Source organism: Pseudomonas sp. BNK-15, from assembly GCF_047456105.1.
Lineage (GTDB): Bacteria > Pseudomonadota > Gammaproteobacteria > Pseudomonadales > Pseudomonadaceae > Aquipseudomonas > Aquipseudomonas putida_E.
This window is the reverse complement of the sequence record NZ_CP179898.1, coordinates 1824380-1848999: the sequence shown is the minus strand read 5'-3', so window position 1 is coordinate 1848999 and position 24620 is coordinate 1824380. Positions and strand designations below refer to the sequence as shown.

Genomic DNA, 24620 nt, shown 5'->3' with positions numbered 1-24620 from the left:
AGCTTTTGCCTAAATATTTCAGCGCGCCCCACAGGCTTCAGATAGCTTCGAGCTTGGCATAGCCAAGCATCAGCCACTTGCTGCCTTCGGCAAAGTTCACCTGCACACGCGCCTGTGCGCCGGAACCCTCGAAGTTGAGGATCACGCCTTCACCGAATACCGAATGCTGTACCCGCTGGCCCAGATTGAAAGCGGTCTGCGGAATGTTGGCATTGGCGAACAGGCTGCTGGCGCTGGTGCTCTTGGCGCCGCCGAACGGGCGGCTGACGCTGTTCGAAAGACGCACTTCCTGAACCAGGCCAGGCGGAATTTCACGTACGAATCGTGACACCTTGTTGTAGGTCTCACTGCCATACAGGCGACGCGTTTCGGCATAGGTCATGAATAGCTGGCGCATGGCGCGGGTAATGCCCACGTACGCCAGGCGGCGCTCTTCTTCCAGGCGGCCTGGCTCTTCCAGGCTCATCTTGTGCGGGAACAGGCCTTCTTCCATGCCTACCAGGAAGACGTAGGGGAATTCCAGGCCCTTGGCGCTGTGCAACGTCATCAGCTGAATGCTGTCTTCGTGCTCGTCAGCCTGGGCCTCTCCGGCTTCAAGCGAAGCATGGCCGAGGAAGGCCGACAGCGGCGAAAGGTCGGCGTCATCGTCAGTGGTTTCGAAGTTGCGAGCGGCGCTGACCAGTTCCTCAAGGTTTTCTACCCGTGCCTGGCCCTTTTCACCCTTTTCTTCCTGGTGATAGATGATCAGGCCGGACTGCTCGATGACCGTCTGCGTCATGGTATGCAGGGGCATGTCCGCGACTTTGCCAGCCAGGCTTTCGATCAGCTCGATGAAAGCGCCCAATGCACTGGCGGCCCGGCCTTTGAGTGCCTTGGCTGCCAGCAACTGGCACATGGCGCCCCACATCGACAACTGACCGTGGCGCGCATGTTCGCGGATGGCCTCGACGGTTTTTTCACCGATGCCACGCGGCGGCACATTGATCACCCGTTCGAGCGCGGCGTCGTTGCCACGGCCTTCCATCAAGCGCAGGTAAGCCATGGCGTTCTTGATCTCGGCGCGCTCGAAGAAGCGCTGCCCACCATAGATGCGGTAGGGGATGCGCTCGCGCAGCAGCGCTTCTTCCAGCACGCGCGACTGGGCATTGGAGCGATAAAGAATGGCGATGTCGCTGCGCGAATTGCCTTGCTTGATCAGGCTCTCGATGGTCTCGACCACGTAGCGCGCTTCGTCATGCTCGTTGTAAGCCGCATAAAGGGTCAGAGGCTCGCCTTCGCCCAGGTCGGTCCACAGCTCTTTGCCCAGGCGCCCGCTGTTGTTTGCGATCAGCGCGTTGGCGGCTTTGAGGATGCCGCCGGTGGAGCGGTAGTTCTGCTCCAGGCGGATCATCTCGGCATCAGGGAAGTCAGCCGTGTACTGGTGAATGTTTTCAATCTTGGCGCCGCGCCAGCCGTAAATCGACTGGTCGTCGTCGCCCACGGCCATCAGGCTGCCGCCGCCCTTGCCAGCCAGCAGGCGCAGCCAGGCGTACTGCACGGCGTTGGTGTCCTGGAACTCGTCCACCAGCAGGTGACGGAAGCGCCGCTGGTAGTGTTCGAGCAGGCCCGGGTGGTCGCGCCACAGGTCCAGGGCCCGCAGCAGGAGCTCGGAGAAGTCGATCACCCCGGCGCGTTCGCAGGCCTGCTCGTAGGCCACGTAGATGCTGCGCATGGTCCCCAGGAACAGGTCGCCACCGGGCTGGATATGCTGTGGGCGCAGGCCTTCGTCCTTCTGCCCATTGATGAACCACTGGGCCTGGCGCGCGGGCCAGCGCTGCTCATCGAGGCCAAGCTCACGGATCACCCGCTTGACCAGGCGCTGCTGATCATCACTGTCGAGGATCTGGAAGTTCTGCACCAGACGGGCTTCCTGCCAGTGAGCGCGCAACAACCGATGCGCCAGGCCGTGGAAGGTGCCCACCCACATGCCGGCCGGGTTGATGCCCAGCAATTGCTCGATGCGCTGGCGCATCTCGGCGGCGGCCTTGTTGGTGAAGGTCACCGACAGGATCGAGTGCGGCGAGGCCTGTTCGACCTGGATCAGCCAGGCGATGCGGTGCACCAGCACGCGGGTTTTACCGGAACCGGCGCCAGCAAGCACCAGCTGACGCCCGAGCGTGGCCGCGACGGCCTGGCGTTGGGCATCGTTGAGGGAGTTCAGCAGGAGGGAGAGGTCATCTGTGTGCATCCGCCCATTCTAGGGGCAGGCCGGTTACGGGGCAAACGCCTACTGTATAAATATTCACCCTGCCGCGCCGCCGCCCATCGTTGCGTGGCGTACCTCTTCAGCCATGCCAGTGCCTGCCGTGCCTGGCCAACAGGCTGTTGGCCTGGTCGGGGCCATTGCTGCCGGCCGCATAATGGCGGGGGGCCTGAAAATGCTCCTCCCAACCCTTGATGATCGGGTCGACCCAAGCCCAGGCGGCTTCCACCTCGTCACGCCGCATGAACAGCGTCGAATCACCTTCCAGCACGTCCAGCAGCAGGCGTTCATAGGCTTCCCAGCGACGCGTCTGGCCGAACACCTGCGCCAGGTTGAGGTCAAGGTCCACCGGCTCCAGGCGCATGCCTTTGCCGGGGCTTTTGGTCATCATGCGCAAGCTGATGCGCTCGTCGGGCTGTAGCCGGATCAACAGCTGGTTGACCTGGCCACCGTTGAACAGCTCATGGGGGACGGGCTTGAACTGGATGACGATCTGCGACGAGCGTCGTGCCATGCGTTTGCCGGTGCGCAGATAGAAAGGCACGCCAGCCCAGCGCCAATTGTCGATGTGGGCGTGGACGGCGACGAAGGTTTCGGTGTCGCTGTCATTGTCCACGTCCTTCTCGAAGTAGTAGGCGGGCACTTCCTGGCCGCCGATGTGCCCGGCACCGTACTGACCGCGCACGGTCTTGTCCTGAACGTCCTGGCCGGTGATTGGCTTGAGGGCGCGCAGAATCTTGACCTTCTCGTCGCGTACCGCCTCGGCCTCGAACTGCGCAGGCGGCTCCATGGCTACCAGGCACAGCAGCTGCAGCAGGTGGTTCTGCAGCATGTCGCGGGTGGCCCCGGACCGATCGTAGTAGCCGCCCCGGTTTTCTACACCGAGGGTTTCACAGACGCTGATCTGCACATGATCGACCTGCCCGTTGCGCCACACCGGTTCAAGCAGCGCATTGGCGAAACGCAGAGCCATGAGGTTCTGCACGGTCTCCTTGCCCAGGTAGTGGTCGATGCGAAACACCTGAGATTCCTCGAACACCGCGCCGATCGCTTCGTTGATGGCGGTGGCCGACTCCAGCGAATGGCCAATCGGCTTTTCCAGCACGATACGCGCCTCATGGTCGGCCAGGCCCGCCACCCGTAGGTGGTTGGCAATCGGCACGAACAGATTGGGCGCGGTGGCCAGGTAATAGATGCGGGTCAGCCCGCCAGGCTCGCCGAGGTAGCGCGCCAGGCGCCCGAAGTCGGCACTTTGCGCGGCGTCCATGGGAAAGTAGTCCAGGCGTGCGCAAAAGCGTTGCCACACTTCTTCGTCGAAATCACTCCGGGCGATCTGCACTCGGCAATGGCGTTCGGCGAGCTTCAGGTACTCATTGCGCGACAGGTTGCGCCGGGCCAGGGCAATGATGCGCACGGCAATGTTCAGGCGTGCCTCGCGATACAGGTGATAGAGCGCCGGCAGCAGTTTGTGCAGGGCCAGATCGCCAGTGCCGCCGAACACCAGAATGTCGCAAGGAATAGTCAAACCACCACTCTCCACGTTCGTTTAACTGGGCGGGTTGGCGTCCATGTAGTATAACTACAAGAAAGCTACATCCCGGCCAGCCGATCATAACCGAGTCCAGCCCGTGAATCTGTTGCAACATATCGCCCAATCGCGCCACCTGCTGCGCAAATCGGAACTGAAAGTGGCCGACCACGTGCTGCTGGACCCGGCTGCCGTCATGCACAGCTCGATGGCGGACCTTGCACACAGCGTGGGTATCAGCGAGCCGACCATCGTGCGGTTCTGCCGGGCGATCGGCTGTTCAGGTTTTCAGGACCTCAAGCTCAAGCTGGCGCAGAGCCTGGCTGCCGGCGCCAGCTTCGGGCAGTTCGCCATCCATGAGGACGACTCGGTTGCCGATTACAGCCTGAAGATTTTCGACACTACCTTGCACACCCTGATGGAAGTGCGCGAGCACCTTGACCCGCACGCGTTGCAACAGGCGGTGAGTGCCATGGCGCAGGCGCAACGTGTGGAGTTCTATGGCTTTGGTGCATCCGGCGCGGTTGCTGCAGACGCGCAGCACAAGTTTTTCCGCCTGTTGCTCAGTGCCGCCGCGTACTCCGACCCGCACATGCAGGCCATGTCGGCGGTCACCCTCAAGCCAGGCGACGTGGCGGTATGCATTTCCCAGTCCGGGCGCTCCAAGGACCTTTTGATCACCGCCAACCTGGTGCGTGAGAGCGGCGCCAACCTGATCACCCTGTGCCCCAGCCAGACCCCACTGGCCGAGCTTTCGACCGTCAACCTGGCGATCGATGTGCACGAAGACACTGAAATCTACACCCCGCTGACCTCGCGTATCGCCCACCTGGTAGTGATCGATGTGCTGGCCATGGGCGTGGCCATGGCCCGTGGGCCGAGCCTGGTCAATCACCTCAAGAGTGTGAAGCGCAGCTTGCGCAGCCTGCGGTTGTCGCCCAAGTCGATCAAGGCGATGGATGACTGATCGGCAATTGCGGAAGAATCTGCAAATTTCATCGATTTGTCACCAATCCTCAGCAAAACGGTAAAGCGCTCGAGCCAGTCTGAAACTCCCCGCACTCGATCAGGGAGACAGGCATGGCTCGTGATTTCGATGGCTCTTACCTACCTAGCGCCAAGGCTCGCAAACAGCAGGAAAAAGATCAGCGCCGCATGGAGTACCGCCGTGCGATCGAAAGCTACTGCGACCAACGTCAACTGCTGCGCGACCTTGCAGACTACCCGGAGCTGCAAGCCCTCACGGTGTGGCAGACTTCAGCGGCAGCTTCCCCGAAAAGCGCTCAACAAGCGCGCTGATCAGCGCACGTTCGCTGCGAATGAAAGCCAGAAAGGCCAAGGCTACCGGTGACTGCCGCTTGGCCTTGGCCTGCACCACACACCAGCTGCGGTACAGCGGTAGTTCCTCCACTGGCAATTCCTTGAGCACGCCCATGGCCAGCTCCATGTTCACTGCATGGCGGGTCAGCAGGCCGATACCAAGGCCGGCGATGACGCATTCGCGCTGGGCATCGGCCGACGCTACCTCCAGCGTCTGGGTGAAGTGCACACGCTTGTCCTTGAAGTACTCCTCGCAGGCTTTGCGCGTCCCTGAGCCCTGTTCACGGACCAGCAGTGTATGAGGCTCCAGGTCCTGCAGGCGCAACTGCTCCAGTTTGCACAACGCATGGTCCGGCGGCGCCACGGCGATGATCGGGTTGTTGAGAAACGGCAGGAACTCCAGGCCCATGTCCTGCGGCACCATGGACATGATGATCAGGTCGTCGCGGTTGTCGGAAAGGCGCCGAATCGCCTGGGCGCGGTTGACCACGGTAAGGGTCAGGTTGACCTCCGGGTGACGTTGCTTGAAGGCGGCGAACAGGTGTGGGACGAAGTATTTGGCGCTGGATTCGATCGCCAGTTTCAGTTGCCCTTGCAGTGAGCCCTGCATGTCGGAAAGCTGCATGTCGAGGCTTTCCAGGCGCCCGAAGATGTCCCGGCTGGCGCGCTGCAGCGCCTCGGCGGCTTCGGTCAGGTAAAGTTTCTTGCCGACGTATTCGAACAGCGGCTGCCCTACCAGCTCTTCCAGCTGACGAATTTGTAGACTAACGGCGGGTTGCGTCAGCGCCATCTCCTCGGCGGCGCGGCTGTATGAGCGCAAATCGCACACCTCATTGAAGACCTGCAACTGACGCAAAGTCATACGCATCAAGGACTTACGCATTTTTATTCTAGGCTCCGGTAAAACCTTGTTACCTAACTATAAGCTTTTGCTAATACAGCCTCTAACAAATATTGATTTTTGTTTATCGACCTACAGCGCTAGGGTGAATGTGCGACTGGCCAGCGACGCTTGGTCACGCGCCGACCGGTAGAACCGGCTCGACTGTTCCTACGGCTTTGGGAAGACTCCAGTGATAAAAAAAATCCTGATCGCCAACCGGGGTGAAATCGCAGTCCGCATCGTGCGTGCCTGCGCCGAGATGGGCATTCGCTCTGTCGCGATCTATTCCGACGCCGACCGTCACGCCTTGCACGTCAAGCGCGCTGACGAGGCCTACAGCATTGGTGCCGAGCCGCTGGCTGGTTACCTGAACCCGCGCAAGCTGGTGAATCTTGCTGTGGAAACCGGCTGTGATGCCCTGCACCCGGGCTACGGTTTCCTGTCGGAAAACGCGGAGCTGGCAGAGATCTGCGCCGAGCGCGGTATCAAGTTCATCGGCCCGGCCGCCGACGTCATTCGCCGCATGGGCGACAAGACCGAAGCGCGCCGCACCATGATTCAGGCGGGCGTGCCCGTTACCCCAGGCACCGAAGGCAACGTTGCCGACATCCACGAAGCCCTGAGCGAAGGCGAGCGTATCGGTTACCCAGTGATGCTCAAGGCCACCTCCGGCGGTGGCGGCCGGGGCATTCGCCGGTGCAACAGCCGTGAAGAGCTGGAGCAGAACTTCCCCCGCGTCATCTCCGAAGCTACCAAGGCCTTCGGTTCAGCGGAAGTGTTCCTGGAAAAGTGCATCGTCAACCCCAAGCACATCGAGGCGCAGATCCTGGGCGACAGCTTCGGCAATGTGGTGCACCTGTTCGAGCGTGACTGCTCGATCCAGCGCCGCAACCAGAAGCTCATCGAAATTGCCCCAAGCCCCCAGCTCACCCCCGAACAGCGTGCCTACATCGGTGACCTGGCGGTCCGGGCAGCCAAGGCTGTGAACTACGAGAACGCCGGTACTGTGGAGTTCCTGCTCGCCGATGGCGAGGTGTACTTCATGGAAATGAACACCCGCGTGCAGGTCGAGCACACCATCACCGAAGAAATCACCGGTATCGACGTGGTCCGCGAGCAGATCCGCATCGCCTCGGGCCTGCCGCTGTCGGTCAAGCAGGAAGATATTCAGCACCGCGGCTACGCGTTGCAGTTCCGCATCAACGCTGAAGACCCGAAGAACAACTTCCTGCCCAGTTTCGGCAAGATCACCCGTTACTACGCCCCTGGCGGCCCGGGTGTGCGCACCGATACAGCGATCTACACCGGTTACACCATCCCACCGTTCTATGACTCCATGTGCCTGAAACTGGTGGTGTGGGCGTTGACCTGGGAAGAAGCCATGGACCGTGGCCTGCGGGCCCTGGACGACATGCGCGTGCAAGGGGTGAAGACCACCGCCGCGTACTACCAGGAAATCCTGCGCAATCCGGAATTCCGTAGCGGCCAGTTCAACACCAGCTTCGTCGAAAGCCACCCTGAACTGACCAACTACTCGATCAAGCGCAAACCCGAAGAGCTGGCCCTGGCCATCGCCGCCGCCATCGCCGCCCACGCAGGCCTATGAATGCAGCTGCAAGCTGTGAGCGACCCGCTGCAAGTTGAAGCGAATCGGCTTTTTCTTGCGGCTCGTAGCTTCAAGCTTGTCGCCATGAGGAGATAAGAATGTCCAAGAAGATCTTTGTTACCGACACAATCCTGCGTGACGCCCACCAGTCCCTGCTGGCTACCCGTATGCGGACCGAAGACATGCTGCCGATCTGCGACAAGCTCGACAAGGTCGGCTACTGGTCGCTGGAAGTGTGGGGCGGCGCCACTTTCGATGCCTGCGTGCGCTTCCTCAAGGAAGACCCGTGGGAGCGCCTGCGCAAACTGCGCAATGCGCTGCCCAATACCCGCCTGCAGATGCTTCTGCGCGGGCAGAACCTGCTGGGCTACCGCCACTACAGCGATGATGTGGTCAAGGCGTTCGTCGCCAAGGCGGCGGTCAACGGTATCGACGTGTTCCGCATCTTCGACGCAATGAACGACGTGCGTAACCTGCGCGTGGCCATCGAGGCGGTGAAGGCTGCCGGTAAGCACGCCCAAGGCACCATCGCTTACACCACCAGCCCGGTGCATACCATCGAAGCCTTCGTGAACCAGGCCAAGCAGATGGAAGCCATGGGTTGCGACTCGGTGGCGATCAAGGACATGGCTGGCCTTTTGACCCCGTATGCCACCGGCGAGCTGGTCAAGGCGCTGAAGGCCGAGCAGTCGCTGCCTGTGTTCATTCATTCCCACGATACTGCCGGCCTGGCCGCCATGTGCCAGCTCAAGGCGGTGGAAAACGGTGCTGACCATATCGACACCGCCATCTCCAGCTTTGCCTGGGGGACCAGCCACCCAGGTACCGAATCGATGGTCGCCGCGCTCAAGGGCAGTGAGTTCGACACCGGTCTGGACCTGGAACTGCTGCAGGAAATCGGCCTGTACTTCTATGCCGTGCGCAAGAAGTACCACCAGTTCGAAAGCGAGTTCACTGCGGTGGACACCCGCGTGCAGGTCAACCAGGTGCCAGGCGGGATGATTTCCAACCTTGCCAACCAGCTCAAGGAGCAGGGCGCACTCAACCGCATGAACGAAGTGCTGGCCGAGATCCCGCGGGTTCGCGAAGACCTTGGCTTCCCACCTCTGGTGACCCCGACCTCGCAGATCGTCGGTACCCAGGCGTTCTTCAACGTACTGGCCGGCGAACGCTACAAGACCATCACCAACGAAGTGAAGCTGTACCTGCAAGGCGGTTACGGCAAGGCGCCGGGCGTGGTCAACGAGCAACTGCGCCGCCAGGCGATCGGCAGCGAAGACGTGATCGATGTGCGCCCGGCCGATCTTCTCAAGCCGGAAATGGCCAAACTGCGTGCCGACATCGGCGCCTTGGCGCACAGCGAGGAAGATGTGCTTACCTTCGCCATGTTCCCGGACATTGGCCGTAAGTTCCTCGAAGAGCGTGAAGCCGGCACCCTGACCCCTGAAGCGCTGCTGCCGATCCCGGAAGCCGGTGCGGTCGCCGCCCCGGGGGGTGAAGGTGTGCCGACCGAGTTCGTCATCGACGTGCACGGTGAAACCTACCGCGTCGACATCACCGGCGTTGGCGTCAAGGCCGAAGGCAAGCGCCACTTCTACCTGTCGATCGACGGCATGCCGGAAGAAGTGGTGTTCGAGCCCCTCAACGAGTTTGTCGGCGGCGGCAGCAGCAAGCGCAAGCAGGCCAGCGCGCCAGGCCACGTCAGCACTACCATGCCGGGCAACATCGTCGATGTGCTGGTCAAGGAAGGCGACACAGTCAAGGCCGGCCAGGCAGTGCTGATCACCGAAGCGATGAAGATGGAAACCGAAGTGCAGGCGGCCATCGCCGGCAAGGTCGTTGCCATCCACGTGGCCAAGGGCGATCGCGTGACGCCGGGTGAGATCCTGATCGAGATCGAGGGCTGACATAAGCCCTCATCTACAAGCGGTTAACCTCTGGGGAGCGGATGCTCCCCTTTTTTTGGGTGGTTGTCAGGCCCCTTGCGATGCGGGCGGCGCTAGCTCAAATACCCCTCGGTTGCGCTGGACCTAGCGCTGATAGCCCTTGCCAAAATGCCGCTCCAGCCTGGCCTGGGCCAGTTCGAGCAGGATCGACAGCACCCAGTAGATCACTGCAGCTGTCGTCAGCATCTCCAGGTAGCGATAGCTTGAGCGCCCATACGACTGGGCCAGGAACATCACTTCCCAGACACCCATCACCGAAATCAGGGACGAGTCCTTGAGCATCGAGATGAACTGGTTGGCGCTCGGCGGGATGATGGTGCGCATGGCCTGGGGCAGGGTGATGTGCCAGAAGATCGCCACCGGGCGCATGCCCAGGGCGAGCGCTGCCTGGCGCTGGCCCACGGCAACGCCAATGATGCCGGCTCGGAAGATTTCGCTCAGGTAAGCGCCATAGTTTAGCGACAGGGCGATGATGCCCGCTGCGATTGCACCTGGCACCAGGCCTACTTGGGGCAAGCCGAGGTAGATCAACAGGATCTGGATCAGCAGCGGCGTGCCGCGGAAGAACGAGGTGTAGAAGCTGGCCACGCCGAACAGCAGCGCACTCTTCGACAACCGTGCCAGGGCGGCGGCAAAGCCCAACAGCACCGACACCACCATAGAGCACAAGCACAGGAACAGGGTCAGCGCAGCGCCCTGCAGGAAGCCATTGGGGCCCAGCTTGAAGCCTGCCAGGTTGGGGAACTTCTCGACGATGATCGAGAATTTCAGATCAAAGCTGAGAAAGAAACCCACGAACAGCAACAGCAGTACCAGCCACGTCAGGTACAGACGGGTGCGAAAGCCGAACAGGCGTGAACCCGTCGCGGAGGCGACGGGCTTGGGTGCAGGTTGATGGGCGCTCATTTACTGATGTCGGCGCCGATCCACTTCTGCGACAGCTTGGCCAGCGTGCCATCGGCCTTCAGCTCGGCGAACACTTGCCGCAGCTTGGCGTCCCACTCTGGATCGCCTTTCTCGATGGCGACTGAGTTGGGCTCTTCGTAAAGCGGCGCGCCTGCCAGTTTGAAGCGCTTGTCCTGGGCCAGGCGTGGCTGCGCGGTCACCAAGTTGGTCAGGATCGCATCCAGGCGCACGCCTGCACCCAGGCCGAGGTCCTGGAAGGCGACGTTGTCGGTGTCATAGGGGGCAATCTGGACGAAGTCGAAGGGGTACTCGATCTTCTTGTCTTCCGCGCCTTCGATTACCAGGTTCTTGTTCAGGTAGCTCTCATAGCTGGAAGCGCTGGTCAGGCCGACCTTGAGGCCGTCGAGGTCCTTGGCCGTGTGAATCCGCTCATCCTTGGCGTTGACCACGATCACCGCAGGCGAGGCGTAGTACTCCACCGGGAAGTCGAACACCTCGGCGCGGGCCTTGCTTGGCGTCATCGAACAGATGCACAGGTCGTAGCGACCACTCCAGCGGCCCGCAGCAATGACATCCCAGGAGGGTGTTTCCAGTCGCAGCTTTACGCCGAGCTTGGCCGCGACCGCCTTGGCCACATCGACGTCAAAACCGTCGAGCTGGTTCTGGTCATTGAGGAAGGAGAACGGCGGGTAGCTCTCCATCAGTACGTTGACGACTTCCTTGCGCGACTCGACGCGGTCCAGTGTGGCACCGGCAAAGGCTGCAGAGGTGGCGCTCAGGGCCAGAAGGCCTGCGCAAATCAAGGAAGGCAAACGCATGAAGACACCTGGAAAAAGTTGTTAAAAAATCAGATTTCGATATTTAATAGTTATAAGTTTAAAGCCACCAGTGAATATTATTCATATCAATATAAGCGGAAGTTATATGGGCGATCGGACGTTGGAAATTCTTGATGGCGGTATGGGTCGGGAGCTGCAGCGCCGAGGCGCGCCGTTCCGCCAGCCGGAGTGGTCGGCACTTGCACTGAGCGAAGCGCCGGAAGCCGTAGTGGCGGTGCATGCGGCTTATATCGAAGCCGGTGCTGGTGTGATCACCAGCAACAGTTATGCAGTGGTGCCGTTCCATATTGGTGAAGACCGCTTCGCTGATGAAGGCTTCGCCTTGGCCGCCACCGCTGGTCAGTTGGCACGTACTGCGGCGGATGCCAGCCCACGGCCAGTGCGAGTCGCTGGCTCATTGCCTCCGCTGTTCGGCTCCTACCGCCCTGACCTGTTCGAGCCACAGCGCGTGTCCGAGGTATTGCTCCCACTGGTGGTGGGGCTGGCACCGTATGTCGATCTGTGGCTGGCCGAAACCCAGAGTGCGATCGCAGAAGTGCAGGCAATTGCCGGCCAGTTGCCAGCAGATGGCAAGCCGTTGTGGGTATCGTTCACCTTGCAGGATGAAGAGGTCGGCGACGTACCGCAGCTGCGTTCTGGTGAAAGTGTGACCGCAGCTGCCGAAGCAGTAGCAACGCTGGGCGTCAAAGCCATGCTGTTCAACTGCAGCCAGCCGGAAGTGATAGGTGCTGCCATCGACGCTGCGCGCGAAGTGTTCGAGCGCCTGGGTGTGGATATCGCCATCGGAGCCTACGCTAACGCCTTCCCGCCGCAACCCAAGGACGCCACCGCCAACGATGGCCTGGATGAGCTGCGCGAAGACCTCGACCCGCCGGGTTACCTGAGCTGGGCCCAGGATTGGCGCCAGCGCGGCGCCAGCTTGCTCGGCGGATGCTGTGGCATCGGGCCAGAGCACATCGCTGAGCTCAAGCGTAACCTGAGCTGAGCCTCAGCCCTGCTCCCGGCAGGCTTCCAGCGTTTTCGACTGACCCTCGTGGCGCTGGTTGTCGGCACTCAGCCAGCGCTCGAAAGCGGCCGCCACTGCAGGCCACTCTTGATCGGTAATCGAGTACCAGGCCGTGTCGCGGTTCTGGCCCTTGATCACCATGTGATTGCGGAACACACCCTCGTAGATGAAGCCAAAGCGCTCCGCTGCGCGCTTGGAGCGGGCATTGGCGTTGTTGCACTTCCATTCCAGTCGGCGATTACCCAGTTCAAAACCGAGCTTGCCCAGCAGGTATACCGCTTCGGTGCCCTTGGGGGTGCGTTGCATGGCTGCGCCGAAGGCAATATGGCCGATCTCGATGCGACCGTGGGCAGGCACCATCGACATCAGGCTCAGAATGCCTTGTACCTGGCCGCTGCTGCGGTCGATGACGCTGTAAAACAGCGGATCGCGGCTGGCGGCATTGTCTGCAAGCCATTGATCGAACGGACCGCGCTCGGCAAACGGGCCATAGGGCAGGTAGTCCCACAGTGCTGGATCGCAGTGCGGACCTTGCAGCACCTCCCAGAGATCGTCCGCATGACGCGCCGGATCGAGCTTCTCCAGGCGGATGAAACGCCCTTCAAGGGGCTCGGCCTGGGGCAGGGCCGCAGGTTGCCAGTTATTGGGTTGACTCATGCGTTGCTCCCGTCTCACAGCGTTTGGCGAAATTGGATGAAGCCGGGTCGCTCGGCGACCTGCTCGTACAAGCCGATGGCGGTAGCGTTGGTTTCATGTGTCAGCCAGTGCACCTTGCAACAGCCGGCCGCTTTGGCACTGGCCCTGACTAGTTCGATCAGTTGCCGGCCAACGCCCAGGCCGCGCTGCTTACCGTCAACGTACAGGTCCTGCAGGTAGCAGGCGTTGGCAATGCTCCAGTTGGTTCGATGATAGATCCAGTTGACCATGCCTACCGCCTTGCCGTCGATCCAGGCCAGCGCCGAATGGGTCGGCTCCTGCGAGTCGAGGATGCGTTGCCATGTCACGGCGCTGACTTCATCGGCCAGTTCGGTTTGATAAAAGCGCAGGTAGGCCTGCCACAGGGGCAGCCACGCGGCGTGGTCGTTGGCGCTGACGGGGCGCAGGATGACGTTGGGCATGGGGCTGTTCCTTCAGGGCGTGCGCATCTGCGCCGCCAGTTGATTGTTTAGCTGATCGGTACTGCTGGCCAACCCTTGGCGTACGCCTTCGATGTCCTGCGTTGAGCGGTTCTGGCTGAGTTTGCGTGCCCCCTGCAGGCGTGCGATGGGCAGGCGGAAGCCGACGATGGCGCGGAGCATGCCTCCGATGTAATCGCTGGGTGCATCGGCGACCTTCCATGGGGCGCTGCGTCCTTGCTCGTGCAGGTCGGTCAGGCGGCTGACGATATCCAGCAGGTCGGGGCCGCCCTGCACCACTTCAGCGACGCCGTAGGCATGCACCGCCAAGTAGTTCCAGGTGGGCACAACCTTGGGGTTGTCGAGCTTGCTCGGGTAATAGCCGGGGCTGACATAAGCGTCAGGGCCGGCGAAAACCAACAAGGCTTCTACACCTTGCTCCAAGGCCTGCCACTGATGGTTGGCACGGGCCAGATGCCCGTAAACGGTGCCCAAGTCACCTTCGCTGGTATCGATCAACACGGGTATGTGACTGGCCAGCAGACCTTGCTCGCCGTGGGTGACAAGCAGGGCTAGGCGGGTTTCCCGCATCTGTTGATGCAGGCGCTCAAGGTTGTGTTCCTGGTGCGGTTTGCTGTTGTACATGGGCGGATCCTTGTCGATTGGCTTCATCGTAGGCAGGCTATTGGTTCAGGTTAAGAGCCATTGGTGATGATTTTGATAGGTCCAATGCGATGAGCGAGCGCCCTTTGGTATTGCCATTCGATCCCGCCGGGATCGTCCTCGATCAACGCCGAGGGTTGAGTCAGCAGCTCTATCAAGCGCTGCGCGCTCGCGTGCTGGATGGGCGCTTGAGCAGCGGCACGCGCCTGCCGTCGACACGAGACCTGGCGGGCATGCTCGCGCTCTCGCGCAACAGCGTGGTGCGTGCCTATGACCAACTGTATGCCGAAGGCTACATAGAAAGCCGGGTTGGAGATGGCACCTATGTTTGCCATCTGCCGAAACTATCCACACAACTGTCCACAGGGTTATCCCATGGCTTATCAACAGGGTTATCCACAAAATGCTCAGAAAGCACTGATGATTTATCCAGATGTGGGCGTTCCAGTGAGCGTTTGGAGCGTCTGAAAAGTAACCATCTGCCATTCCCAAAAGTTGGCCCGCCACGGGCGTTTCGGGTAGGTGTTCCGGCCTTCGATCTGTTCCCCTTTGAGGTCTGGGCCAAGCTGCAAGCGGGCTTCTGGCGAAATCCCGATCCAGCGCAGCTTGGCTATGGCGACCCGGCGGGCGAGCCGTTACTGCGTGAATTGATCGCTGCGTATCTACGTCGGTCGAGGGGGATGTCGTGCACGGCTGGACAAATTGTGATCACCAGTGGTGCGCAGGAGGCAATAAGTCTTTGTGCACAGTTGTTGTTGCAGCCCGGGGATGAGGTGGCTGTGGAAAACCCCGGGTATCGTGCCGCCGGGCATGCGTTTGCAGTAGCGGGCGGGCGGGTGAGGGGTGTGCCGGTAGATGAAGAGGGCCTCGACTGCGCCAGGCTTGCCCTCGCTGGCGACTGTCGCTTGGTTTACGTCACCCCGGCGCACCAGTACCCGACGGGGGTGACCATGAGCCTGGCCCGGCGCTTGGCGTTGCTGGCCTGGGCCGAGCGCCAGGATGGCTGGATCATCGAAGATGACTATGACGGCGAGTACCGTTACAACGGAGCACCGCTGGCGCCGTTGGCGGCTTTGGACCGGCAAGGGCGGGTGCTGTACGTCGGTACCTTTGGCAAGATCGCTTTCCCAGCGCTGCGCCTTGGCTATTTGGTATTGCCGGCGCGGTTGGTGCAGGCTTTCAGCCAGGGCAGGGCGCTGGCAGTGCGGCATTCCGAGGTGGGAACCCAGTGCGTGATGGCCGAGTTCATGGCCCAGGGGCACTTTCAGCGGCATATACGCCGCATGCGTCGTGCGGCGTTGAGCCGGCGCAATGTGCTGAAGGCAGGGTGGCCTGTGGGCGTGCCAGGGCTTGCGGGGATGCCGGATGTGGCAGCGGGGCTGCATGTGAAAGTCGATGTGGATAACTTTACACGCGAGCAGGAACTGGTGGCCAAGGCCGAGGCGGTGGGTGTGGAGGTGAATCCGCTCAGCAGTTACTGGCTTGAGGACAGCGAGGTGCCTGTGGATAAACGCGCGGGGTTGGTGCTTGGGTTTGCGGCGGTGCCAGAGGGAGAGATTGCTGAGGCCTTGATGCGCTTGCGCAAGGCCTGGAGGTAGGAGGGGCCTGGTGTCGCCAAAGGCCTGCAAAGCAGGCCGACGGTTTTTGCATGCCGATGAAATCCTGGGGCCGCAAAGCGGCCCGGGGATTTCTGATCAGAACGCCGGCACTACAGCGCCTTTGTACTTCTCGGTGATGAACTGCTTCACCTCAGGCGAATGCAGCGCAGCCGCCAGTTTCTTCATGTCTTGCGAGTCCTTGTTGTCCGGGCGGGCAACAAGGATGTTCACGTACGGTGAGTCGCTGCCTTCAATGGCCAGCGCGTCTTTTTCCGGGTTCAGTTTGGCTTCCAGCGCGTAGTTGGTGTTGATCAGGGCAGCATCGACCTGGGTCAGTACACGCGGGATGGTGGCCGCTTCGAGCTCACGGAACTTCACGTTCTTCGGGTTCGCGACAACGTCCTTCACGGTCGACAGGATATTGCTGTTGTCCTTGAGCTTGATCACGCCGGCCTTGTCCAGCAGCAGCAAGGCACGGCCGCCGTTGGTGGCGTCGTTGGGGATGACCACGGTGGCACCGGAAGGCAGTTCGTCGAGCTTCTTGATCTTGGCCGAGTAGACGCCCAGCGGCTCGATGTGCACGCCGGCAACGCTGACCAGGTTGGTGCCCTTAGCCTTGTTGAACTCATCCAGGTACGGCTGGTGCTGGAAGAAGTTGGCATCCAGGCGCTTCTCTGCGACTTGTACGTTCGGCTGGATATAGTCGGTGAACTCTTTCACCTTCAGGTTTACACCCTCTTTTTCCAGCTGCGGTTTGACGAAGTTGAGAATTTCGGCGTGCGGCACCGGGGTGGCGGCGACAGTCAGGTCACCGGCGTGGGCCGAGAACGCCGCGACAGCGGCAGCGACAGCAAGCAGCTTCTTCATGAATCACTCCTTGTGAGGGCCGCGACGGCCCCCGAACGGGTCGGCCGGGCCGACCCCATTGGGGTTACTTACGGGAAAAATGCACGACCAGTTTGTCGCCCACGCTCTGCAGTACTTGAACCAGAACCAGCAGCAGTACCACGGTGACCACCATTACATCGGTCTGGAAACGCTGGTAGCCGAAGCGGATGGCCAGGTCGCCCAGGCCGCCAGCGCCGACAACGCCGGCCATGGCGGTGTACGAGACCAGGGTGATGGCGGTGACGGTAATGGCCGCGAAGATGCCCGGGCGGGCCTCCGGCAACAGCGCACTGGTGATGATCTGGCGGGTGGTGGCGCCCATCGACTGGGTGGCCTCGATGATGCCGCGGTCCACTTCACGCAGGGCAGTTTCCACCAGGCGGGCGAAGAACGGCGTGGCACCCACCACCAGCGGCGGGATGGCGCCGGCAACGCCCAGCGAGGTACCGGTGATCAGCACAGTGATCGGGATCATCACGATCAGCAGGATGATGAACGGCAACGAGCGCAGGATGTTGACCACCAGCGACAGCAGCGCATACACGCCCCGCTGTTCGAACATCTGCTTCGGCCCGCAGAGGAACAGCAGCACGCCCAGTGGCAGGCCCAGCAGCACGGTGAAGAACAGTGAGCCGAACAGCATGATCATGGTGTCGATGGTGGCCAGCCAGATTTCGGCCCAGTCGACGTTGGCGAAGAAATTCAGGGCGTCCATCAACGCAGTACCTCCATATCTACGTCAGCTGCCGTGAAGCGGTCGAACGCCGCTTCCATGTCGCCGCCGGTGACGGCCAGGGTCAGCTGCCCATAGGGCACATCCTTGATGCGGTCGATACGCCCGGCGAGGATGCTGTAGTCGACACCGGTTTCGCGGGCCACGGTGCCCAGTAGCGGCGCGTAGGTGGCGTCGCCCTGGAAGGTCAGGCGCACGATGCGGCCTGGCACGTGGGCAAAATCGTCGCGCTGCTCGCCTTCATCGACCTGCTCGTCTTCCTGGACAAAGCGCTTGGTGGTGGGGTGCTGCGGGTGCAGGAACACGTCGGCCACCGAGCCTTGCTCGACGATATGGCCGGCGTCCATCACCGCGACGCGGTCGCAGACACGGCGGATCACGTCCATCTCGTGGGTGATCAGCACGATGGTCAGCTTCAGCTCACGGTTGATCTCGGCCAGCAACTGCAGCACCGATGCGGTGGTTTGCGGGTCCAGGGCGCTGGTGGCTTCGTCGCACAGCAGGATCTTCGGGTTGGTCGACAGGGCGCGGGCGATGCCGACGCGCTGCTTCTGGCCGCCGGAGAGCTGCGCCGGGTACTTTTTGGCGTGGTCCGACAGGCCCACGCGGGCCAGCAGCCCGGTGACGCGTTTGTCGATTTCGGCCCGCGACAGCCCACCCGCCAGCGTCAGCGGCAGGGCGACATTGTCGGCGACGGTCTTGGAGGCCAGCAGGTTGAAGTGCTGGAAGATCATCCCGACTTGCTGGCGGAAGCCGCGCAGCTGGTTGGCGTTGAAGGCGGTAACGTCTTCGCCGTCGACGATGATCTTCCCGCCAGAGGGCTCTTCCAGCCGGTTGATCAGGCGCAGCATGGTGCTTTTGCCTGCGCCGGAATGGCCGATCAGGCCGAACACCTGGCCGTCTTCGATGGTCAGGCTGGTTGGGTTCAGAGCGGGGATTTCCCTACCGGCGACGCGGTAGGTCTTGTGTACATGTTGGAACTCGATCACGTAGCGAACCTTGTGGGGCGCATGGAATTTGGGTCAGCGGTTGGCTGGGGTGGCGCATTTTAGCCTTTTCCAATAGTTGTTCTTAGCATTTATTTCGTAATGGACCAATCCATCAGGCATAACGCGACAACTGGTAATCCCGATTGAACGCTCGCCAAAGCCCTCTAGTCACTACTGGAACGAGCCCGCAGAGGGCAAGCCTGAAGACTGATGAGGAGAGCCGACCATGACCAGCAAGAAAACGGACGCGCCCAAGCACAGTGAGGCCGCCGGCACGCAGACCCCCGACCGCGCCAACACCAACGCCAAGCTGCAGAGCCTGGAGGCGTTTCGCAGCGATGCCACTGGCCAGGCCTTGCGTACCAACCAGGGTGTGAAGGTAGCCGACAACCAGAACAGCCTGAAGGCTGGTGCTCGTGGGCCATCGCTGCTCGAAGACTTCATCATGCGTGAGAAGATCACCCACTTCGACCACGAGCGCATTCCCGAGCGTATCGTCCACGCCCGAGGTACCGGTGCCCACGGCTACTTCCAGAGCTACGGCAACCATAGCGAACTGACCAAGGCCGGTTTCCTCCAGGACCCCGAAAAGATAACCCCGGTCTTCGTGCGCTTCTCCACCGTACAAGGCCCGCGCGGGTCGGGTGACACGGTGCGCGACGTGCGTGGCTTTGCTGTGAAGTTCTACACCGATGAGGGCAATTTTGACCTCGTTGGCAACAACATGCCGGTATTTTTCATTCAGGATGCCATCAAGTTTCCCGACTTCGTGCATGCGGTCAAACCTGAGCCGCACAATGAAATGCCCACGGGCGGTTCAGCCCACGACACGTTCTGGGATTTTGTCTCGCTGGTGCCTGAGTCGGCGCACATGGTCATCTGGGCCATGTCCGACCGAGCCATCCCGCGGAGCCTGCGGATGATGGAAGGCTTTGGCGTGCATACTTTCCGCCTGATCAATGCCCAAGGCGTGGCCAGCTTCGTCAAGTTCCACTGGAAGCCACGCCAGGGTGTGCATTCGGTACTGTGGGACGAAGCTCAGAAGCTGGCAGGCAAGGACACCGACTACCATCGCCGCGATCTGTGGGATGCGATCGAGATGGGTGATTACCCCGAGTGGGAACTGGGCGTGCAGATCGTCCCAGAGGCCGATGAGCACAAGTTTGATTTCGACCTGCTCGACCCGACCAAACTGATCCCCGAGGAACTGGTACCAGTGACGCCGCTCGGCAAGATGGTGCTCAACCGCAACCCGGACAACTTCTTCGCCGAGACCGAGCAGGTCGCTTTCTGCCCTGGCCATATCGTGCCGGGCATCGACTTCAGCAACGACCCGCTGCTACAGGGCCGGCTGTTCTCCTATACCGACACACAGATCAGCCGCCTTGGCGGCCCGAACTTCCACGAGATCCCGATCAACCGGCCGGTAGCGCCGAACCACAGCAGCCAGCGCGACGCCATGCACCGCATGACCATCGACAAGGGCCGTGCTTCCTACGAGCCCAACTCGATCGATGGCGGCTGGCCGCGGGAAACGCCGCCGGCGGCACAGGATGGTGGCTTCGAGAGCTATCAGGAGCGCATCGAGGCACACAAGATCCGCCAGCGCAGCGAGTCGTTCGGCGATCATTTCTCGCAGGCGCGGCTGTTCTTCCAGAGCATGAGCCCGACCGAGCAGCAGCACATCATCAAGGCCTACAGCTTTGAATTGGGCAAGGTGGAGCGCGAAGCAATCCGCGCGCGTGAGGTCAATGAGATCCTGGCCAATATCGACTTGAAGCTGGCAGCGGCAGTGGCGGCCAACCTCGGCTTGCCGGCGCCCAAGCAGGGCACGGTTCAGGTCAAAGGTAGCAAGCTTGCGCAGTCCAAGGCTTTGAGCCAGATGAACCACCCTGGAGATGTGGGCATCAAGGGACGCAAGATTGCCGTTGTGGTCGCCGATGGCGTGGACGCCGCGAGCGTCGACAGGCTGGTCAAGGCGCTCGAAGCACAAAGCGCGCGGCCCATGCTGCTGGGGCCATCCTCGGCGCCGGTGAAGAGCGCCGATGGCAAGCAATTGCCGGTGGATGCTTCGATCGAGGGTATGCCGTCGATCATGTTCGACGGGATAGTGGTGCCGGGAGGCAAGGCTTCAATCGATGCCTTGAGCGGCAGTGGTGTGGCCAAGCACTTCCTGCTCGAGGGTTACAAGCATTTGAAGGCGATCGTGTTGGCCAAAGAGGCCAAAGCGTTGCTGGGCAGCTTGGGCCTGAAGGAGGACAAAGGCTTGTTGCTTGGGGATGATCAGAAGGCAGTGGATGCCTTCGTCAAAGCCGTGGAAGGGCATCGGGTCTGGGAGCGGGAGGCGGCTGCAGAGGCGATCCCTGCGTAAGACGCTGCGTTGGTACCCATCGCCGGCTGCCGGCGATGGGCCCCCAGAAGTGTCAACGCTGATGCGGTACCAATACCACCTGAGCGGGCAACTTGCGCTGAATCTCGTGTTTTTGCTCAAGTGCGAAGCCGCTGTCGATCTTGCGAACCCGCTTTTCCAGCAAGGTCTTCAACCAAGGCGCATCTTCGGTGCGAGGTACCTGGAACACCACGTCGCACTGATAATTCACCACATCAGTGGCAATTTCATCGAGCTGCCGGCGCATGGCCCGGATGTCCGTGGTCTTCAGTGCAATGACCGTGCTAGGCGCGGTCGGGTCGATCACCCGCGCCTTGGGCTTGGCCTCGGCAGCCTTCAGGGCGGCCTCGGCTTTTTCCAGCTCAGCCTTGCGTGCCTGTGAGACCGCGTCACCGCCAGTCACGGCAGGTGCCTGCGGCATCAGTGCGCGGGCACGTGCCAGCGCGGTTGCGGCAGCGTTGACGTCACCCTTCTGAAGGACGATCTGGCTGCGTTTGAGGTAAGCCTCAGCCAACTGCCGCTGGTACTGTTCCAGGCGGCCATCGTCGGGCGATTGAGCCTGCAGCGAGGCAAGCTGATCTTCGGCTGTGGCCAGTTCATTGCTGTTGATACTTTGCTGCAGCTGCTGCCAGGCATCGGCTTGGGCAGGTGCACCGGGCTGCTCGACCGGCGCACTTGAACAAGCGGCCAGGAACAGGGAAAACGCGGCAACAAGCAGATAACGGGATGCGAACGGCTTCATTCCTGCGACTCTCTATTTGCGCAAAAAGCGAGCAAGTCTACACCCAGGTGCGCACGCTCGAAAACAAGTCTTACAGACCCTTTACCCGCGAAAAGGTTGCAGGGTGTGCCATGGCGCACCCCGGTTTTCAGCGTTTGGGCAGGGCCAGGCTCAGCAAGAATAGCACTGCCGCGCAGACCACGATCGATGGGCCGGCCGGGGTGTCCTTGAACCAGGACATGGCCAGGCCGCCGCAGACGGCCGTGACGCCCAGCAGGCTGGCCCCCACTGCCATCTGCTCCGGCGAGCGCGCGTGGCGCTGTGCCGCAGCGGCAGGAATGATCAGCAGGGAGGTGATCAACAGCACGCCGACGATCTTCATGGCGACGGCGATGACCACGGCAATCAGCAGCATCAGCGCCAGGCGCAGGCCAGCGACCGGCAGGCCTTCAACCATGGCCAGCTCTTCGTGGACGGTAACCGCCAGCAACGGTCGCCAAAGGACTGCAAGCAGCAGCAGTACCAGCGCACTGCCGCCCAGGATCCAGGCCAGGTCAGTGGTACTGATGGCCAGCAAGTCGCCGAACAGGTAGGCCATCAGGTCGATGCGTACGTCGTGCATGAAGCTCAGCACCACCAGGCCCAGCGACAAGGTGCTGGGCGCGAGGATGCCGAGCAGGGTGTCGGACGCCAATGGCTGGCGTTGCTGCAGGGTTACCAGCAGCAACGCCAGCAACAGGCACCCCACGGTTACCGCCAGCGCCGGGCTGACGTCCAGCACGAAGCCCATGGCCACGCCCAGCAGCGCTGCGTGGGACAAGGTATCGCCGAAATAGGCCATGCGCCGCCACACCACGAAGGAGCCCAGCGGGCCAGCCACCAGCGCCAGGGAAAGACCCGCGAGCAGGGCGTAAAGAAGAAAATCAGCCATGCTTGCAGTGGTCTCCGTGAACATGGGTGCCAGGGGCGACCACCGAGCCATGCAGGTCGTGGCTGTGATCGTGGTGGTGGTGGTAGACGGCCAGGCTCGGTGCGTTCTGGCCGAACAGTTCGACGAAGGCGGGGTCGTTGCTGACCTGCTCGGGGTGGCCGGAGCAGCACACATGCCGGTTGAGGCAGACCACCTGGTCGGTGGCGCTCATCACCAGGTGCAGATCGTGCGAGACCATCAATACCCCGCAACCATGGCGGTCGCGCAGGCGAGTGATGAGGTTGTACAGCTCGGTCTGGCCGACCACGTCGACGCCTTGTACCGGCTCATCCAGTACCAGCAGCTGGGGCTCGCGCAGCAGCGCCCTGGCCAGCAGCACGCGCTGCATCTCGCCGCCGGAAATGGTCTGGATCGGGCTGTCGATGACCTGTTCGGCGCCCACTTCCTGCAGTGCCGACAACGCTGCCTGCCGGTCTACACCGGGTACCAGGCGCAGAAAGCGCAGCACCGACAACGGCAGCGTGGCGTCCACCTGGATTTTTTGCGGCATGTAGCCGATACGCAGTTTCGGCTTGCGCCACACTGTGCCGCGGTGCGGCTTGAGCAGCCCGAGCACAGCACGGACCAAGGTAGTCTTGCCTGCGCCGTTGGGCCCGATCAGGGTGACGATCTGGCCGGGTGCCACCGACAGGTCGATGCTGTCGAGCACGGCCTCGCCGCCGAACGTGACGCCGACCTGCTCCAGACGGATCAGTGCATCGCTCATGCGGCGCCCCGGCAATTGCCGCACAGGCCGACGATTTCCACCGTCTGCGTTTCCACGCTGAAACCCACGCCTTTGGCGCTGGCGATGATCGCATCGCTGATGCTGTCCTGCTCCAGTTCGATGGCGACGTGGCATTCGCGGCAGATCAGGAACTGGCCCTGGTGCGCGTGCTCGGGGTGGCTGCAACCGATGAAGGCGTTGAGTGAAGCGATGCGGTGTACCAGGCCGTTTTCCAGCAGGAAATCCAGCGCCCGATAAACGGTTGGTGGCGCAGCACGCCGGCCATCCTGTTCGCTGAGCACGGCGAGGATGTCGTAGGCGCCCAGCGGCTTGTGGCTTTGCCATACCAGCTCCAGCACACGCCGGCGCAGTGCGGTCAGGCGCAGGCCCTGGCGGGTGCACAGCACCTCGGCCTCGGTCAGGGCGCTGTGCACGCAATGAGAGTGATCGTGGGGACGGTGGGCCAGCGGCGTGATGGACATGAGCAGCGACGGTTCTGGATGGAGACGTTATTATGTTACCTGTTTCTGACGAGTCGAGTATTCACTGTGTCCCGATTGCTTGTGCTTTTTGTCGCTTTTATCGCCTGCTCGGCGCAAGCCGACGTGCGTGTGCTGACCAGTATCAAACCGTTGCAGCAGATTGCCGCCGCTGTGCAGGACGGGGTTGGTAGCCCCGAGGTGCTGCTGCCTCCTGGCGCCTCGCCGCACCACTATGCCCTGCGCCCATCCGACGTGCGCCGCGTCGGCGATGCCGACCTGCTGTACTGGATCGGCCCCGACATGGAAGGTTTCCTGCCGCGGGTGTTGGGCAGCCGCAGCAAACCTGTCGTGGCTGTTCAGTCGCTGCCGGGCATGCAGTTGCGCCACTTTGGCGAGGACAGCCATTCACACGATGAAGAAGACCACGATGAGCATGACCACGATCATCGTCCGGGCAGCCTGGACGCGCATTTATGGTTGTCGTCAGTTAACGCCCGGGTGATTGCGGCGAAGATGGCGGCGGACCTGGCGTCGGCGGACCCTGCCAATGCCGCGCGCTACCAGAGCAACCTGAAGGCCTTCACTGCACGCCTCGATAGCCTGGATGCACGCATCAAGGCCCGGGTGGCGGGTATTGCCGACAAACCTTACTTCGTGTTCCACGAAGCGTTTGACTACTTCGAGTCTGCTTATGGGCTCAAGCACGCGGGTGTGTTCAGCGTGGCGGCCGAAGTGCAGCCGGGGGCGCAGCATGTCGCTGCCATGCGCAAGCGTCTGCAGGAAGTGGGCAAGACCTGTGTGTTCAGTGAGCCGCCGCTGCGACCGCGCTTGGCTGAGACGCTGACGGCCGGGCTGCCGGTGCGCTTGGCTGAGCTGGATGCGTTGGGCGGGAATGACCCAGTGGATGCCAAGGGCTACGAGCGTTTGCTGGAAAAGCTGGGCGCAGAGCTGGCAGGGTGCCTGGAGCAGCTTTAAGCCATTTGCATAGGCGCTGTAGGAGCGGCCTTGTGTCGCGAATGGGCCGCAAAGCGGCCCCGGATATCGCGCTGCCGCAGATATGTCTGGGGCT

At 61.8% G+C, this 24620-nt stretch carries 23 protein-coding genes; 8 read left to right on the top strand and 15 right to left on the bottom strand.

The window, feature by feature from the left end; all coding sequences use genetic code 11:
• Positions 1–37: 37 nt before the first annotated feature.
• Positions 38–2227, bottom strand: coding sequence for a DNA helicase II (gene uvrD / locus ACMGF5_RS08465; RefSeq protein WP_115273184.1), 2190 nt, complete (start codon positions 2225–2227; stop codon positions 38–40).
• Between the two features lie 97 nt (positions 2228–2324).
• Positions 2325–3767 (bottom strand): glucose-6-phosphate dehydrogenase, encoded by a 1443-nt coding sequence (gene zwf / locus ACMGF5_RS08460; RefSeq protein WP_046786757.1) that lies wholly within the window; start codon positions 3765–3767, stop codon positions 2325–2327.
• Positions 3768–3870: 103 nt separating this feature from the next.
• On the opposite strand from zwf, the gene hexR reads away from it, so the two are divergent.
• Positions 3871–4737, top strand: coding sequence for a transcriptional regulator HexR (gene hexR, locus ACMGF5_RS08455; protein WP_012316879.1), 867 nt, complete (start codon positions 3871–3873; stop codon positions 4735–4737).
• Between the two features lie 113 nt (positions 4738–4850).
• Positions 4851–5069, top strand: coding sequence for a PA3496 family putative envelope integrity protein (locus ACMGF5_RS08450; protein ID WP_080952139.1), 219 nt, complete (start codon positions 4851–4853; stop codon positions 5067–5069).
• Here the strand turns inward: ACMGF5_RS08450 and ACMGF5_RS08445 are convergent.
• Positions 5011–5958, bottom strand: a complete 948-nt coding sequence (locus ACMGF5_RS08445) for a LysR family transcriptional regulator (protein ID WP_251962185.1) — start codon at positions 5956–5958, stop codon at positions 5011–5013. The genes ACMGF5_RS08450 and ACMGF5_RS08445 overlap by 59 nt on opposite strands.
• A gap of 205 nt (positions 5959–6163) precedes the next feature.
• Here ACMGF5_RS08445 and ACMGF5_RS08440 point away from each other — a divergent pair, with 205 nt between their 5' ends.
• Both ACMGF5_RS08440 and oadA read left to right on the top strand, forming a co-directional pair.
• The gene (locus tag ACMGF5_RS08440; protein ID WP_046786755.1) at positions 6164–7579 is read left to right on the top strand and encodes an acetyl-CoA carboxylase biotin carboxylase subunit; all 1416 of its coding nucleotides are present in this window, start codon (positions 6164–6166) and stop codon (positions 7577–7579) included.
• Positions 7580–7677: 98 nt separating this feature from the next.
• Positions 7678–9486, top strand: a complete 1809-nt coding sequence (gene oadA / locus ACMGF5_RS08435; RefSeq protein WP_046786754.1) for a sodium-extruding oxaloacetate decarboxylase subunit alpha — start codon at positions 7678–7680, stop codon at positions 9484–9486.
• Between the two features lie 123 nt (positions 9487–9609).
• Here the strand turns inward: oadA and ACMGF5_RS08430 are convergent, their stop codons facing one another.
• Both ACMGF5_RS08430 and ACMGF5_RS08425 read right to left on the bottom strand, forming a co-directional pair.
• Positions 9610–10431 carry an amino acid ABC transporter permease gene (locus ACMGF5_RS08430; protein ID WP_237859656.1) on the bottom strand — a complete coding sequence of 274 codons (822 nt, stop codon included), beginning with the start codon at positions 10429–10431 and terminating at the stop codon, positions 9610–9612.
• Positions 10428–11249 carry an ABC transporter substrate-binding protein gene (locus ACMGF5_RS08425; RefSeq protein ID WP_251962170.1) on the bottom strand — a complete coding sequence of 274 codons (822 nt, stop codon included), beginning with the start codon at positions 11247–11249 and terminating at the stop codon, positions 10428–10430. The genes ACMGF5_RS08430 and ACMGF5_RS08425 overlap by 4 nt, the downstream gene beginning before the upstream one ends.
• A gap of 106 nt (positions 11250–11355) precedes the next feature.
• Here ACMGF5_RS08425 and ACMGF5_RS08420 point away from each other — a divergent pair, with 106 nt between their 5' ends.
• Positions 11356–12255 (top strand): homocysteine S-methyltransferase family protein, encoded by a 900-nt coding sequence (locus ACMGF5_RS08420; protein ID WP_046786752.1) that lies wholly within the window; start codon positions 11356–11358, stop codon positions 12253–12255.
• 3 nt (positions 12256–12258) lie between these two features.
• Here ACMGF5_RS08420 and ACMGF5_RS08415 read toward each other — a convergent pair whose 3' ends face one another.
• Genes ACMGF5_RS08415 through ACMGF5_RS08405 form a run of 3 tightly spaced genes read right to left on the bottom strand, consistent with a single transcriptional unit; the run spans position 12259 to position 14036 of the window.
• Positions 12259–12933 carry a GNAT family N-acetyltransferase gene (locus ACMGF5_RS08415; protein ID WP_414157721.1) on the bottom strand — a complete coding sequence of 225 codons (675 nt, stop codon included), beginning with the start codon at positions 12931–12933 and terminating at the stop codon, positions 12259–12261.
• A 14-nt stretch (positions 12934–12947) separates the two neighbouring features.
• Positions 12948–13394 carry an N-acetyltransferase family protein gene (locus tag ACMGF5_RS08410; RefSeq protein ID WP_414157720.1) on the bottom strand — a complete coding sequence of 149 codons (447 nt, stop codon included), beginning with the start codon at positions 13392–13394 and terminating at the stop codon, positions 12948–12950.
• Between the two features lie 12 nt (positions 13395–13406).
• Entirely contained in the window at positions 13407–14036 is a 630-nt protein-coding gene (locus ACMGF5_RS08405) for an FMN-binding negative transcriptional regulator (protein WP_414157719.1), read from the bottom strand.
• Positions 14037–14125: 89 nt separating this feature from the next.
• Between ACMGF5_RS08405 and ACMGF5_RS08400 the strand changes: the two genes are divergently transcribed.
• Complete coding sequence (locus ACMGF5_RS08400; protein ID WP_174142391.1) at positions 14126–15652, top strand: PLP-dependent aminotransferase family protein; 1527 nt, start codon at positions 14126–14128, stop codon at positions 15650–15652.
• A 96-nt stretch (positions 15653–15748) separates the two neighbouring features.
• Here the strand turns inward: ACMGF5_RS08400 and ACMGF5_RS08395 are convergent, their stop codons facing one another.
• From ACMGF5_RS08395 to ACMGF5_RS08385, 3 genes are all read right to left on the bottom strand, one after another.
• Complete coding sequence (locus tag ACMGF5_RS08395) at positions 15749–16519, bottom strand: MetQ/NlpA family ABC transporter substrate-binding protein (RefSeq protein ID WP_012316868.1); 771 nt, start codon at positions 16517–16519, stop codon at positions 15749–15751.
• Between the two features lie 64 nt (positions 16520–16583).
• Positions 16584–17255, bottom strand: coding sequence for a methionine ABC transporter permease (locus ACMGF5_RS08390; RefSeq protein WP_039603885.1), 672 nt, complete (start codon positions 17253–17255; stop codon positions 16584–16586).
• Positions 17255–18262: a methionine ABC transporter ATP-binding protein gene (locus ACMGF5_RS08385; RefSeq protein WP_414157718.1), complete on the bottom strand. Its 1008-nt coding sequence runs from the start codon at positions 18260–18262 to the stop codon at positions 17255–17257. Before ACMGF5_RS08385 ends, ACMGF5_RS08390 begins: the two co-directional genes overlap by 1 nt.
• Positions 18263–18488: 226 nt before the next feature.
• Here ACMGF5_RS08385 and katE point away from each other — a divergent pair, with 226 nt between their 5' ends.
• Positions 18489–20633 (top strand): catalase HPII, encoded by a 2145-nt coding sequence (gene katE, locus ACMGF5_RS08380; RefSeq protein ID WP_414157717.1) that lies wholly within the window; start codon positions 18489–18491, stop codon positions 20631–20633.
• A gap of 52 nt (positions 20634–20685) precedes the next feature.
• Here katE and ACMGF5_RS08375 read toward each other — a convergent pair whose 3' ends face one another.
• From ACMGF5_RS08375 to zur, 4 genes are all read right to left on the bottom strand, one after another.
• Positions 20686–21393, bottom strand: a complete 708-nt coding sequence (locus ACMGF5_RS08375) for a PA5502 family lipoprotein (RefSeq protein ID WP_115273177.1) — start codon at positions 21391–21393, stop codon at positions 20686–20688.
• A 127-nt stretch (positions 21394–21520) separates the two neighbouring features.
• Positions 21521–22303: a zinc ABC transporter permease subunit ZnuB gene (znuB, locus tag ACMGF5_RS08370; RefSeq protein ID WP_046786744.1), complete on the bottom strand. Its 783-nt coding sequence runs from the start codon at positions 22301–22303 to the stop codon at positions 21521–21523.
• Positions 22296–23069, bottom strand: coding sequence for a zinc ABC transporter ATP-binding protein ZnuC (znuC, locus tag ACMGF5_RS08365; protein ID WP_046786743.1), 774 nt, complete (start codon positions 23067–23069; stop codon positions 22296–22298). The genes znuB and znuC overlap by 8 nt, the downstream gene beginning before the upstream one ends.
• Positions 23066–23551: a zinc uptake transcriptional repressor Zur gene (gene zur, locus ACMGF5_RS08360; RefSeq protein ID WP_046786742.1), complete on the bottom strand. Its 486-nt coding sequence runs from the start codon at positions 23549–23551 to the stop codon at positions 23066–23068. The genes znuC and zur overlap by 4 nt, the downstream gene beginning before the upstream one ends.
• An 18-nt stretch (positions 23552–23569) precedes the next feature.
• On the opposite strand from zur, the gene ACMGF5_RS08355 reads away from it, so the two are divergent.
• Positions 23570–24526: a zinc ABC transporter substrate-binding protein ZnuA gene (locus ACMGF5_RS08355; RefSeq protein ID WP_046786741.1), complete on the top strand. Its 957-nt coding sequence runs from the start codon at positions 23570–23572 to the stop codon at positions 24524–24526.
• The last annotated feature ends 94 nt before the right edge of the window (positions 24527–24620 follow it).